Annotated in this window: 11 protein-coding genes and 1 pseudogene; 4 read left to right on the top strand and 8 right to left on the bottom strand. The window is 70.8% G+C overall.

Going from position 1 to position 12,052, the window contains the following annotated elements; genetic code table 11:
* Window positions 1-2: 2 nt before the first annotated feature.
* The 3 genes from J7E96_RS06125 to J7E96_RS06115 all read right to left on the bottom strand — a co-directional run bounded on the left by J7E96_RS06125 (window position 3) and on the right by J7E96_RS06115 (window position 2,960).
* Window positions 3-1,064, bottom strand: a complete 1,062-nt coding sequence (locus J7E96_RS06125; protein WP_308295856.1) for an LLM class flavin-dependent oxidoreductase — start codon at window positions 1,062-1,064, stop codon at window positions 3-5.
* Window positions 1,065-1,422: 358 nt separating this feature from the next.
* The gene (locus J7E96_RS06120; RefSeq protein WP_215128231.1) at window positions 1,423-2,145 is read right to left on the bottom strand and encodes an aspartate/glutamate racemase family protein; all 723 of its coding nucleotides are present in this window, start codon (window positions 2,143-2,145) and stop codon (window positions 1,423-1,425) included.
* Window positions 2,142-2,960 (bottom strand): decarboxylase, encoded by an 819-nt coding sequence (locus tag J7E96_RS06115; protein ID WP_215128229.1) that lies wholly within the window; start codon window positions 2,958-2,960, stop codon window positions 2,142-2,144. Before J7E96_RS06115 ends, J7E96_RS06120 begins: the two co-directional genes overlap by 4 nt.
* A 106-nt stretch (window positions 2,961-3,066) precedes the next feature.
* Here J7E96_RS06115 and J7E96_RS06110 point away from each other — a divergent pair, with 106 nt between their 5' ends.
* Together J7E96_RS06110 and J7E96_RS06105 are read left to right on the top strand one after the other, a co-directional pair.
* A complete protein-coding gene (locus J7E96_RS06110) occupies window positions 3,067-4,017 on the top strand; it encodes a D-2-hydroxyacid dehydrogenase (RefSeq protein WP_215128227.1) in 951 nt (316 codons plus the stop codon).
* Window positions 4,010-5,392 (top strand): amidase, encoded by a 1,383-nt coding sequence (locus J7E96_RS06105; protein ID WP_215128225.1) that lies wholly within the window; start codon window positions 4,010-4,012, stop codon window positions 5,390-5,392. The genes J7E96_RS06110 and J7E96_RS06105 overlap by 8 nt, the downstream gene beginning before the upstream one ends.
* A gap of 7 nt (window positions 5,393-5,399) precedes the next feature.
* On the opposite strand, the gene J7E96_RS06100 is transcribed toward J7E96_RS06105, so the two are convergent.
* From J7E96_RS06100 to J7E96_RS06090, 3 genes and pseudogenes are all read right to left on the bottom strand, one after another.
* Window positions 5,400-6,401 (bottom strand): helix-turn-helix domain-containing protein, encoded by a 1,002-nt coding sequence (locus J7E96_RS06100; RefSeq protein WP_215128223.1) that lies wholly within the window; start codon window positions 6,399-6,401, stop codon window positions 5,400-5,402.
* A 292-nt stretch (window positions 6,402-6,693) separates the two neighbouring features.
* Window positions 6,694-7,152: a tetratricopeptide repeat protein gene (locus tag J7E96_RS06095; RefSeq protein WP_251069482.1), complete on the bottom strand. Its 459-nt coding sequence runs from the start codon at window positions 7,150-7,152 to the stop codon at window positions 6,694-6,696.
* A 147-nt stretch (window positions 7,153-7,299) separates the two neighbouring features.
* A pseudogene (locus J7E96_RS06090) lies at window positions 7,300-7,656 on the bottom strand (glycosyltransferase family 2 protein); the annotation flags it as partial.
* A gap of 132 nt (window positions 7,657-7,788) precedes the next feature.
* On the opposite strand from J7E96_RS06090, the gene J7E96_RS06085 reads away from it, so the two are divergent.
* A complete protein-coding gene (locus tag J7E96_RS06085; RefSeq protein WP_215128221.1) occupies window positions 7,789-8,670 on the top strand; it encodes a glycosyltransferase family 2 protein in 882 nt (293 codons plus the stop codon).
* 347 nt (window positions 8,671-9,017) lie between these two features.
* Here the strand turns inward: J7E96_RS06085 and J7E96_RS06080 are convergent, their stop codons facing one another.
* Together J7E96_RS06080 and J7E96_RS06075 are read right to left on the bottom strand one after the other, a co-directional pair.
* Window positions 9,018-9,617, bottom strand: coding sequence for a cysteine hydrolase family protein (locus J7E96_RS06080; protein WP_215128219.1), 600 nt, complete (start codon window positions 9,615-9,617; stop codon window positions 9,018-9,020).
* Between the two features lie 111 nt (window positions 9,618-9,728).
* Window positions 9,729-10,973, bottom strand: a complete 1,245-nt coding sequence (locus tag J7E96_RS06075) for an MFS transporter (protein WP_215128217.1) — start codon at window positions 10,971-10,973, stop codon at window positions 9,729-9,731.
* Window positions 10,974-11,107: 134 nt separating this feature from the next.
* Here J7E96_RS06075 and J7E96_RS06070 point away from each other — a divergent pair, with 134 nt between their 5' ends.
* Window positions 11,108-12,043 carry a LysR family transcriptional regulator gene (locus J7E96_RS06070; RefSeq protein WP_215128215.1) on the top strand — a complete coding sequence of 312 codons (936 nt, stop codon included), beginning with the start codon at window positions 11,108-11,110 and terminating at the stop codon, window positions 12,041-12,043.
* Window positions 12,044-12,052: the final 9 nt, after the last annotated feature.

The following is a 12,052-nucleotide window of genomic DNA, read 5'->3' as shown; positions in this document are numbered from 1 at the left end:
CGTTACGCCCTGGGCAGGCCGTACGCGTCCGCGATGAGTTCGTACGAGCGCAGGCGGGCGTCGCCGCCGTGGGCGTTCGCCGTGATCATCAGCTCGTCCGCGCCGGTGCGCTTGGCCAGGTCGTCGAGGCCGGTGCGGACCTCGTACGGGGTCCCGTGGACGACGTTGCCGAGCCAGCTGTCGACGAACTCGCGCTCCAGGGAGCTGAAGTTGTACGCCGCCGCCTCTTCGGGCGTCGGGATCAGTCCGGGGCGGCCGGTGCGCAGGCGGACCATCGACAGGGCGCCGGTGAGGACCTGACGGCGGGCCTCCTTCTCGTCGTCCGAGGCGAGCGCCGATACGCCGATGAGGGCGTACGGGGCGTCGAGGACGGCCGAGGGGCGGAACGACTCGCGGTAGAGGTCGAGCGCCGGGATGGTGTTCTGCGCCGAGAAGTGGTGGGCGAAGGCGAACGGCAGGCCGAGAGTGGCGGCGAGGCGGGCACTGAAGCCGGAGGATCCGAGCAGCCAGATCGGGGGGCGGGCGGCGGGGCCCTGGACGGGGCCGGGGACCGCGTGGATGCGGGCGTAGGGGTGGCCGTCCGGGAAGTCGTCGTCGAGGAAGCGGGTCAGCTCGGCGAGCTGCTGGGGGAAGTCGTCGGCGCCTTCGTTGCGTCGTTCGCCGCGGCGGAGTGCGGCTGCGGTGGCGCCGTCCGTGCCGGGGGCGCGGCCGAGGCCCAGGTCGACGCGGCCGGGGGCGAAGGCTTCGAGGGTGCCGAACTGTTCGGCGATGACCAGCGGTGCGTGGTTGGGCAGCATGACACCGCCGGAGCCGAGGCGGATGCGGTCGGTGTGGGCGGCGATGTGGGCCAGGATCACTGCCGGGGAGGAGCTGGCGACGCCGGGCATGGAGTGGTGCTCGGCGACCCAGTAGCGGTGGAAGCCGCGGGTCTCGGCCTGGCGGGCGATGGCGACGCTGGTGCGCAGGGCGTCGGTGGCGGTGGTGCCGTGGCCGACTGTGGCCAGGTCGAGTACGGAAAGGGGTACTGGCGCGCTTCCGCTCGCCGTGCCTCGGATCGCGTCCACCGGTGGTTCCTCCTGGGGTGTGTGCGTGCGGTGCGGTGCGTGCACCGAGTGCGCCAACAGGAGGGGGGCTCCGGTTATTCCCCGGGGTGGGGCGGCCCGGATCGCCTGCGCCGGACGGGCTGGATTTTGCTGAACTGGAGTCCCAGAGCGCGGCAATGCACGGAGCGCGGCAACGTCCGAGCTGGGGCGAAGCCCTCAGCTCGGATGAGTCCCCTGGGCAACTCCAGCCCCTCCGGCGTTTGAGGAGCGGGGTCTGGGGCGGAGCCCCAGTTGCTCGGCCTGCCCTGGCCACTCCAGCCCGTCCGGCGATTGAGGACCAGGGCCTGGGGCAGCGCCCCCAGAGGCCCGCCGCAGGCGGCTACTCCCGGGTGGCGAACAGCGTGCCCAGGCGCTTTGAGCGGGCCCGGCGGCCCGCCAGCCGCAAGCCCTCCCACACCGTGACCTGGTTCGCCGTGAGGACCGGCTTGCCCAGCGCCTCCTCCAGCTCCGGGATGTACGCCGCCGTATGCAGCGCCGTATCCGGCAGCAGCACCGCCTCCGCGTCCGGATGGTCGCCCGCGCGGGCCAGCTCCAGGACCTCCTCCCGGCCCCACCTGCCCACCTCGGCCGCCGTGATGATGCCGCTGCCGCGCGCCGCGACCACCTCGATGCCTGCCGCCTTGAGGAAGTCGGTGAAGTACGCCGCCACGTCGTCGGGGTACGTCGCCGCGACCGCGACCCGGGCCGCCCCCACCTCCCGTACCGCGTGGGCGAACGCGAACGACGTGCTGGACGCCGGCAGGCCCGCCGCCCGCGCCAATGACCGGACCTGTTCGTGCGCGCCGTCCCAGCCGAAGACGAAGCTGCCGCTCGTGCAGGCCCACACCACCGCCTCCGCGCCCGCCAGCCGCAGTTCCTCCACCTTGGCCGCAAGACGCGCCGGCGAGCCCATCTCCAGGAGGGCGTCGACCCGGTGCGCGTCCTCACCGATGTCGGTGTGGACGACGTACAGCCGCACATCGCTGTCCAGCAGCAGCATCTCGATCCGCGGGTAGTCGTCCTCCGCGGAGTGACCTGGGTAGAGAAACCCGACCGCTGTCATGACCATCCTTCCTGTTGCCGGGGCCGCTGGGGCTCTGGCTCTTCCCGCGCCTGCCCCTGCGCCTGCGCCTGGGTGCGCGCCGCCTCGTCGATCAGCAGCTGCTGGTACGGCCCCACGGCGCACGCCCCGATCCGCCGCAGCGCGGACCACATCGTGACCTGGTTCGCGGAGAGCACCGGCATCCGCAGCTCCGCCTCCAGCTGCGGAATCACGTCGTACGTCGGAAGATTCGTACAGCTGATGAAGAGGCAGTCGGCCGCCCCCACCACCGCCTGTCGGGCCATGTCGACCACATCCCGGTAGGGGACCTTCCAGATGTGACTGGTCAGTCCGAGGAAAGCGCGTCCAGTGACCGCTATCCCCGCCTGCCCGAGATATTCCTCCAGCGAGCTCGTCACTGATTCGGTGTACGGGGTGACGAGCGCGATCCGCCGCGCCCCCATCTCGCCGAGGGCGTCGAGCAGCGCGCCCGACGTGGTGACCGCGGGCAGCTCCCCGGCCTGGGTCATCGCCGTGCACATGGCGCGTTCGCCGGCCACTCCGCCGACGAAGCTCCCCGACGTACAGGCGTACGCGACGACTTCGGGCGCCACCGCGGTAAGCGCCCGCACCGCCTCGCGCAGCGTCTCGTGCTCGCTGACGAGCCGGGCCAGGTCGAGGCTGACCTCGACGGGAACGAAGGGGGTCCGGGTGAGGTGCAGCGAGATTTCGTCGGGGACCCAGCGCCACAGTTCCCGGTCCAGCGCGAAGTCGAAGGGGGCCACGACGCCTACGCCGCGTTGTGGCCTTGGTCCGCCGAGGAAGGAGATGTCCAATGCGGCCCCCAGGTGCGTGTGTTGACGACCGTAGGTTCGGGTGCGAGCGTGGTCAATCCGTACATCAATCCGTACATCTCAGACGTGTCGAAGGGGTTTCGCCTCCATGTCCGAAGAGACCCTTCTTGTCCTCGACGCCGACCCGCCGCCCCGCCTGGGCCGGCTGGCCGGACGGGCCCGCATTCTGCACGGTGACGAGTCCACGCTCGCCCGTCAACTGCCGCTCGCCGATGTACTTCTGGTCTGGGACTTCACCTCCGACGCGGTACGCCGTGCGTGGCCCGGCGACGGACCCCGGCCGCGCTGGGTGCACACCGCCAGCGCCGGCGTCGACCACCTCATGTGCCCTGAACTGGTCGCGTCGGACACGGTGGTGACCAACGCCCGCGGGATCTTCGATCTGCCCATCGCCGAGTACGTATCGGGGCTGGTCATCGCCATGGCGAAGGACCTGCCCAGCACGCTGGAGCTCCAGCGGCAGCGGCGCTGGCGCCACCGGGAGACCCTGCGCGTGGCGGGGAGCAGAGCGGTGATCGTGGGTTCCGGGCCCATCGGGCGGGAGATCGCGCGCCACCTCCAGGCTATCGGGGTTGTGACCGCTGTGGTCGGTCGAACCGCGCGCCCCGGCGTGCACGGCGCGCACGAGCTGACCCCGTTGCTCTCACGCGCCGACTGGGTGGTGTGCGCGGCGCCGCTGACCGACGCGACGCGCGGGATGTTCGACGCGGCGGCATTCGGCGTAATGCCACCGTCGGCCCGCTTCATCAATGTGGGGCGCGGCCCGCTCGTCGTTGAGGACGACCTCGTCGCGGCCCTCCGGAAGCGGTGGATCGCGGGCGCGGCGCTCGACGTGTTCGGCGAGGAGCCGCTGCCGCCGGACAGCCCGCTGTGGGATGTGCCCGGGCTGATCGTGTCCCCGCACATGAGTGGGGACACGGTCGGGTGGCGCGACGAGCTGGGCGCGCAATTCGTTGAATTGTATGAACTTTGGGCCTCCGGAAGCCCTCTGCCGAACGTGGTGGACAAGAAACGTGGGTACGTCCCCATGCATGACTGACCTGAGCGCACTGACCGCCCGACAACTGCTGGCCGGGTACGAGAAAGGTGAGTTCTCCCCCGTCGATGCGACCCGCGCCGCCCTGGCCCGGATCGAAGCCGTACAGCCGCTCGTCAACGCCTTCGTCCGGGTCGACACGGAAGAGGCCCTCGCGCAGGCGGAGGACTCCGCCGCGCGGTGGCGGAGGAAGGAACCGCAGGGTCTGGTCGACGGGGTGCCGGTCTCGGTGAAGGACATCCTGCTGATGCGGGGCGGGCCGACGCTGCGGGGCTCCAGGGCCGTACGGGCGGCAGGTGACTGGGACGAGGACGCGCCGTCCGTCGCGCGGCTGCGGGAGCACGGCGCGGTGTTCCTCGGCAAGACGACCACGCCCGAGTTCGGGTGGAAGGGTGTGACCGACTCGCCGCTGAGTGGTGTGACCGGCAATCCGTACGATCCGTCGCGCACGGCGGGCGGCTCCAGCGGCGGCAGCGCTGCGGCAGTGGCGCTGGGGGCGGGGGCGCTGTCGCTCGGCACGGACGGTGGGGGGTCGGTCCGTATCCCGGCGTCCTTCTGCGGGATCTTCGGGCTGAAACCGACGTACGGGCGCGTGCCGCTGTATCCGTCGAGCCCGTTCGGGACACTCGCGCACGTGGGCCCGATGACGCGGGACGCGGCGGACGCGGCGCTGCTGATGGACGTCATCAGCGGGCCGGACTGGCGCGACTGGTCGCAGCTGGCGCCGGGCGGCGGGAGCATGACCGCGGCCCTGGAGGGTGGGGTGAAGGGGCTTCGGGTGGCGTACTCGCCGTCCTTCGGCGGGCAGGTGGCGGTACGGCCGGAGGTGGCGGCGGCGGTGCGTGCGGCGGTGGGGGCGCTGGCCGAGGCGGGAGCGTACGTCGAAGAGGCGGACCCCGACTTCGCGGACCCGGTGGAGGCCTTCCACACGCTGTGGTTCAGCGGGGCGGCGCGGGTGGTGCAGCACTTCGGGAAGGAGCAGCGGGAGCTGCTGGATCCGGGCCTGCGGGAGATCGCGGGGATGGGGGCGCGGTACAGCGCGCTGGACTATCTGGCGGCCGTCGATGTCCGCATGGATCTCGGCCGGCGCATGGGGCGCTTCCACTCGGCGTACGACCTGCTGGTCACGCCCACCTTGCCGATCACCGCGTTCGAGGGGGGCGCGGAGGTGCCCAGGGGATCGGGCCACCGCCGCTGGACCGGCTGGACCCCGTTCACGTACCCCTTCAACCTCACCCAGCAGCCCGCGGCGAGCGTGCCCTGCGGGACGGACGCCGACGGGCTGCCGGTCGGGTTGCAGGTGGTGGCGGCGCGCCACCGCGACGACCTGGTGCTGCGCGCGGCGCACGCGCTGTACGGGGCGGGGGTGACGGCGTAGGCGCACGCTAGGCGGCAAGGGCGGCCGCGATGACGGCACGGATCCGCGCCTCGTCCTCACCGTCGCCCTCGCCCTCGAAGCGGCAGTCCTGGCACCTCTCGCCGCGCTTCTCGGACCGGAAGGCACGCTCGCAGCCGTCGCAGGTCTGGAAGGGGGCGCGGCGGACGGGTGGCAGGGCGTAAAAGGAACGCGTCGCCGCCGTGGCGGGGAGCGGTGGCGGCAACAGTACGGCCAGCCGGTGCCCGACGAGCCCGGCGGGATGACGGATGGGCTCGTCGGGCAACCGTTCCAGCAGCGCACGGCGTACGTCGGTAACGCTGAGGCCCCGCTCCAGCCAGGCGGCGACGGCGGGCGCGAGCCGATGCACCTCCGCCTGGGCGAGCCTGAGCCGGGGGTCGACGCCACGGAGCCCCGCGAGAAGGTCGGCGGCGGTGCGGTGGATTTCGGCAGTGGGCTCGGACTTAGGCACGGGAAGCGGCAACTGGGTTTTGGCCGTGTCCATGGCCGGGGGTCCCATCTCCACATCCACATCCACATCCACGACGAGCGGCGGAGCGGCTACCGGAGGCTGCCCCTCCGCCGCCTCCACAGCCGGAGGATCGGCCGGCGGCTCCCCGGCCTCGCAGGCAAGGTCCGCGACGGCGGCCCGCACCCCGGCCGTCGGATTGTCGTAGAAGACCGTGCGGGTCACGACCGTCCCTGAGGCGGTCCGCTCCTTGGACCGCACGAGATAGCCGTACGCACCCAACTCCCGCAGCGCGGCGGCGATCCGCGCCTCGCTCTCGGCGAATTTCTTCGCCAGCTCCTTGATGCCGATCCGGATCCCGTCGGGCAGCGACTGAATGTGCGCGGCGAGGCCGATCGCGGTCAGCGACAGGTCGGGGTGCTGGGTGAGGTGGTTGCCGAGCACGGTGAAGCGTTCCGTGTGCCGGAACTTGATGTGCCGGACGCCGGCGACGGAACCGCCGGACCGGGAGCGCGCGGGCGCGCTAAGGTTCTTCTCAGCCATGGGGAAGGTCTCGACTTCCTGGGTGGTGAGGCCCCGGTCGGGATTGCCGTCCCGGCCGGTGGCCGTCAAAGTCTCTGGAGTTGTCTGCTGCGGCAGCACACTAGCCCGCCAACTCCCTCGCATCACACCCGAATTCGCTCAATCACCCGTGTGGGTGATGAAAGACGGGATGGGCTGGGAAGGTTCCTTTCTCTCAAGTTTTTAAGTGTTTTGCGTCGCGGAACACCGGGTCGCGGCCCACCGGGTCGCGGCAGTTACGATCCGGCCGAAACAGCCATTTCGCTCCAGATATTCACAGCACCAACCGTGCGGCACGGTCGCGGAGTTCCTGGGCTTCGGCAACGCTCTCGTATAGCCTGAGGCGGGCGTGCATGTCCTGGGCCGCGTCGTGGACCTTGACCGACTTGATTCCCTCCGCGCACACCACGAAGTCGCCCCAGGTGGCGAAGGCGGCGTCCGGGTCTCCTTGGCGGAGCTGGACCTGGCCGAGGTCGGCCAGGACGATCGCGCGACTGCGGCGGCGGTCGAGGCCGTGGATTTCGAGGGCCTGGTGCAGGTGCTCGGACGCCCCGTTGAAGTCCCCCAGCTGAGCCAGGATCATCCCCGAGTGGTGGGCCCACCGGCCGATGTCGAAGTGCGAGGCCCACGACTCGCCCGGCGCAAGGCCGGAGCGTTCGATGGCGGTCTGCGAGGCGCCGAGAGCTCGGGTGGCGGTGGCGTGGTCGCCGTCGTGGGCAGCGGCATCCGCCAACGTGGTCTGGTAGTACGAGACGGCACGCGGGTCGGACAGGTGCTTGGCCTGTTCGACGCACTTCTCCGCCAGCCGTACGGCGACGGCCCGATACCAGAAGACCCCGCCGTCCGTACCGGACTGGCTACGGGAGACAAGCCGCGCCGGTTAGATCACCGGCGGTCGCCCCAGACGGCTCATGCGCCACACCGTGCGCCAGCGTATGGGCCGCCGCTCGCCGCACGACGTGTACACGCCCTCGACGAACCCGCCGAACCAGGCCCGCAGACCGGCCACAGATCGTGTGCGGGCCAACGTGAGGGCGACCCACGTCCCGAGGTAGACCGGCACAAGAAGGGCGGGCAGATGACGGCGGGCCATCCAGACCCGGTTCCGTGCGGTCATGCGGTAGAACACCGCATGCCGGGCCGGGGACGTGCGCGGGTGCTGAAGCACCAGCTCCGGCTCGTAGAGGATCTTCCAGCCGCCGTCCAGCGCGCGCCAGGCGAGATCGGTTTCCTCGTGTTTTCTTCCCTCCGAAGAGCGCTCGCGCCATGTGACCAGGAGAGTTACCTCGCAGGCATGTGTGTGATGTGCGGAGAGGGCTTCGTTCGCGGCTAGCATCGGCATCTTCGCCGACTACTGGAGTTCGCTGCTATGTCACTGCCGCGCCTTGGAGTCGTCATCGTGACGATGGGCACTCGCCCGCGCGAGTTGGCGGCTCTGCTCGCCTCGGTGGAGAAGCAGGATGTGCCTGCGGTGCGAGTGGTGCTGATCGGCAATGCGACTCCCCTCGCCGACGTAGACGTAGCGGCGAACGTGACCAAGGTCCCGCTTGAGAAGAACCTGGGCTGTCCGGGAGGCCGTAACGTCGGCTTGGAGATGCTGCGCGAATCGGGCGAGGTCGACGTCGTCATCGAGCTGGACGACGACGGCCTGCTCATCTCCGCCGACGTGTTCCGCAAGGTCCGGCAGCTGTTCGCGGCGGACCCCCGGCTGGGGATCATCGGGTTCCGGGTCGCCGATGAACATGGACACACTGAGCGGCGCTGGGTACCCCGGCTGCGGGCTGACGATCCGATGCGCCGTGGGCTGGTGACCGCATTCCTCGGTGGTGGGCACGCCTTCTCGATGCCCATGCTCAACGAGACCGGTCTCTGGGCTTCGGAGTTCTTCTTCGGGCATGAAGAGTCCGATTTGGCCTGGCGTGCGCTCGATGCGGGTTGGAAGATCCTGTACGAACCCGAACTCGTCCTCCAGCATCCGAAGACGTCTCCGGCCCGGCACGCGGTCTACTACCGGTTCACCGCGCGGAACAGGGTGTGGCTGGCCCGCCGCCGACTCCCCGCCGCCTTGGTCCCGGTGTATCTCGGCGTGTGGATCTCCCTCATGATGGCGCGTATCCGTTCCGTGGCCGGGCTGAAGGCATGGTGGGGCGGTTTCCTCGAGGGCGTCCGAACGCCCTGCGGTCCGCGCAGGCCGATGAAGTGGCGCACGGTGTGGCGTATGACCCGGTTGGGCCGCCCGCCGATCCTCTGAACGGTCGGAAGTTGTCTCGGGTCACGTCAACATGCTCGGCCGGTACTCGCTCCCGCTGCCTGAGCTGCCCGGCGGGCTACGGCCCCTGCGCGATCCGGACGCGGCTGAAGAGGGATGACCCCGGTGCGGATGGCCGTCACCGCCGTGGCTATCTCGGCGGTGACGTTTGCGCTGGTCACCGGCTCGTAGGGTGCCGGGAGCCGAAACACCGGCGGAGGGCGTAACGGCTTCGCGTACCCGCTTCGCGCGGCGGCGGGCGCGGTAGGGGCCTGTGAGAGCTCTGGGCTGCTGCTGGGCCGGGTCCTGGGATGCGGCGGCCGTGGGTGGGATCGGCTCGGCGGTTCGAGTCAGTCGACCCCCAGCAGGGTGTGCAACTCAGCGGTGTCGATGATGTGGGCCCGAGAGGGGAAGACGCGATGGAGTAGGACATTGTGGACTTCGGTATCAGGGTCGGCGACGCCGTCGGACAGGACGTAGAGCTGGTAGTCGCGGTCGGCCGCGTCGATGACGGTAGACAGGACGACGCCGCTGGTACTGATGCCGGAGACGACCAGAGTGGTGATGCCGCGCTCGCGCAGCTGCTGGTCGAGGTCGGTGGTGGATATGCCGCCGTAGCGGATCTTGCGCACCATGATGTCGCCGTCCTGGGGAGCCAGGCGCTCGTGGATGGCAGCGGCAGGGTCCTCATGGTGCATGACACGGTGCTGGGCCACCGGGGCGAAGGACTTGTTGGTGGCCGGGATCGCGTCCCAGTCGGCCTCAGTGAAGCCGACGCGGACGTAGGCGATGGTGCCGCCGGTGGCGCGAACGCCGGCGATGGCCCCTTCCACGCGGCCGAGCAGGGCTTCGCAGTCCCCGCCTTCCGGCAGAAGGGCCAGAATCGCGGGCTGGTAGTCCATGACGAGAAGAGCGGTGTGCGCGGGGTCAAGTGCGGGGACAGTGCTCACGCGAGTGTTCTCCTTGCTTGGTGGTGCCTTGCTTGGTGGTGCCTGGTCAGCTCGGACACTGATCGGCGGACCAGCTGCGGCCTGCGGGCTTCAGTGGCGAGTTGCGGTGTGTCATGTGCGGCTACGCGCCGGTCCCGGCTCGTGCTGTGGCGCGTGGTCGTGTCGGGGGAGCAGCAGCGGGGTCGCCAGCAGGAGCACGCCGGCCAGGCCGATGGCCGTGCGCGGGCCGAGTAAGCCGCCCAGCACGCCCCAGACGGCCGCCAGGAGCGCGGTCGAGGCCTTGGTCGTCACCGCCCAGGCGGACAGTGTGCGGGTGACCCGGTCGGTCGCGGTGCGTTCGAGGCGGTAGGTGGCGTAGACGGGGTTGAAGACCCCGCAGCAGAAGATGAGTCCGAGCTCGACGCCGATCACCAGCAGCAGACCGCCGGTGCCCGGCCCCAGGAAGGCCAGGCCGACGGGCCAGAGCGCGCGCAGCGCCCCGGCCATGATGAGGACCTGGTGCTGTCCGAACCGGGTGACGAGCGGTCGGGCCAGCCTTGAACCGAGCAGGCCGCCAATCGAGGGCACGGCGAAGGCGAGGCCGTACTGCCACGGTGTGAACCCGAGTTGGCCGAGCATCAGGATGGCAAGCAGCGGCTGGGTGGCCATCACCAGGCCGTTGAACAAGGCGGTGTTGAAGAACAGCGGACGCAGAGTCGCGTCGGCGAGGATGTGCCGCCAACCGTTGAGCAGGTCCCCGGCCCGCATGCGCGCGGCCTCCCGGCGCTCGGGCTGCGGCTCGTGCCCGCCCGTCGCGCTGATGCCCAGGGCCGAGAGCAGGTAGCTGACCGCGTCGGCCACCACCGTCACCACCGGACCGAGGAGCCCGATCGCCGCGCCGCCCAGCGGCGGTCCGATGATCGTGGTCGTCCAGGCCGTCGACTCGAATCGGGCGTTGGCGATGAGCAGGTCCTCGGCCGGCAGCAGCGTCTTCAGGTACGCGCCGGAGGCGGCGCGGAAGGTGATGTCGGCCGCCGCGACGACGACCGAGACCAGCAGGAGCTGAAGAAAGGTGAGCACGCCGAGCGCGAACGCGGTGGGAATCGTGAGTAGCGCCGCGAACCGCACCAGGTCCATCGCGATCAGCACCGGCCGCTTGCGGCGGAACTCCACCCACGGGCCGAGCGGCACCGCCACAGCCGCGCCCACCGCAGCCCCTACGGAGGAGAGCGCGGCGACCTCGGCCGGTCCGGCGTGCAGCACCTGGATGGCGATCAGCGGGAACGCGCCGAAGGCGAGCCACGTGCCGAGCTCGCTGGTTCCGTACGCTCCCCAGAGCCACCCGAACCGCCGCCCCAGCCGATGCCCGCTCCTCATGCCTGCCACCCCTCGCCACTCATTCGCACAACCGATCCACGATCGGAAGCATCAAAGCGAGCTCCATACCCTGGGATCAAACAACCGCAGGGCCACCTAGCCACAACCTACGGTTGTGGTCATAGAGTGTCGGCATGGACCTCGACACCGTCCGGACCTTCGTCGTCGCGGCCGACGCGGGGCAGTTCCAGGAGGCCGCCGCCGAGCTGGCGGTCACCCAGCAGGCCGTCTCCAAGCGCATCGCCACGCTGGAGCGCAACCTCGGCGTGCGGCTGTTCACCCGTACCCCGCGCGGCGCCGAGCTCACCATCGACGGGCAGGCGTTCCTGCCCCACGCGCGCGAGCTGCTGCGCGTCGCCGAGCGCGCGGCCGCGTCCGTGCGCACCGGTCGCCGTCCGCTGCGCGTCGACGTAATCGCCTCGCGCAGCGCGCAGTCGGGCCTGATGCGCGGCTTCCACCAGGCACACCCCGACATCGAGCTCGACGTGATGATGCTGTTCGACATCGAGACGGCCGTCGCCGCCATCCGGTCCGGTGCGATCGACGCGTCCTTCCGCGCCGTCGCCGCGCCCGGCCGGCCCCTTCCCACGGACATCGAGTCCGTCCGGGTGCTCGACGAGCCGCTCCAGCTCCTCACCGGCCCCGCCCACACCCTGGCGGGCGCCCGGTCAGTGACCGTCGCTCAGCTCACCGGGCACCGGATCTGGATGCCCGGCATCGTCCCCGGTACCGAGTGGGCCGCCTACTATGACGACCTCATCGCCGAGTTCGGCCTCACCATCGAGGCGACCGGCCCCAACTTCGGCTCCGACGCGCTCCTCGACACCATCGCCGACACCCCGGCCCTGGCCACCTTCATGGGCGAGCAGACCCGCCTCGTCTGGCCCACCGGCCACGGCCTGCGCCGCATCCCGGTGACCGACCCGACGCCCGTTTACCCGCACTCGCTCCTCTGGCACCGCGACAACCCCCACTCAGCGCTGGCCACCCTCCGCGCCCACCTCGCCGCCACAGCGGCCGGCCACGACGCCGCCAGGACATGGACGCCGGACTGGGTGATTCCGCGCTGAACGCCGCCG

Origin of the sequence: Streptomyces sp. ISL-96, assembly GCF_018614035.1 — a bacterium.
In the GTDB taxonomy this organism is placed as follows: Bacteria; Actinomycetota; Actinomycetes; order Streptomycetales; family Streptomycetaceae; genus Streptomyces.
Note: the sequence above shows the minus strand (reverse complement) of the source record. Positions and strands in the feature narration are given on the sequence as shown.

Excerpts from the sequence above, each read along its gene's own strand:
- J7E96_RS06120 (WP_215128231.1), bottom strand. The coding sequence starts at position 2,145 with ATGACAGCGGTCGGGTTTCTCTACCCAGGTCACTCCGCGGAGGACGAC.
- J7E96_RS06110 (WP_215128227.1), top strand. The coding sequence starts at position 3,067 with ATGTCCGAAGAGACCCTTCTTGTCCTCGACGCCGACCCGCCGCCCCGC.
- J7E96_RS06105 (WP_215128225.1), top strand. The coding sequence starts at position 4,010 with ATGACTGACCTGAGCGCACTGACCGCCCGACAACTGCTGGCCGGGTAC.
- J7E96_RS06100 (WP_215128223.1), bottom strand. The coding sequence starts at position 6,401 with ATGGCTGAGAAGAACCTTAGCGCGCCCGCGCGCTCCCGGTCCGGCGGT.
- J7E96_RS06085 (WP_215128221.1), top strand. The coding sequence starts at position 7,789 with ATGTCACTGCCGCGCCTTGGAGTCGTCATCGTGACGATGGGCACTCGC.
- J7E96_RS06075 (WP_215128217.1), bottom strand. The coding sequence starts at position 10,973 with ATGAGGAGCGGGCATCGGCTGGGGCGGCGGTTCGGGTGGCTCTGGGGA.
- J7E96_RS06070 (WP_215128215.1), top strand. The coding sequence starts at position 11,108 with ATGGACCTCGACACCGTCCGGACCTTCGTCGTCGCGGCCGACGCGGGG.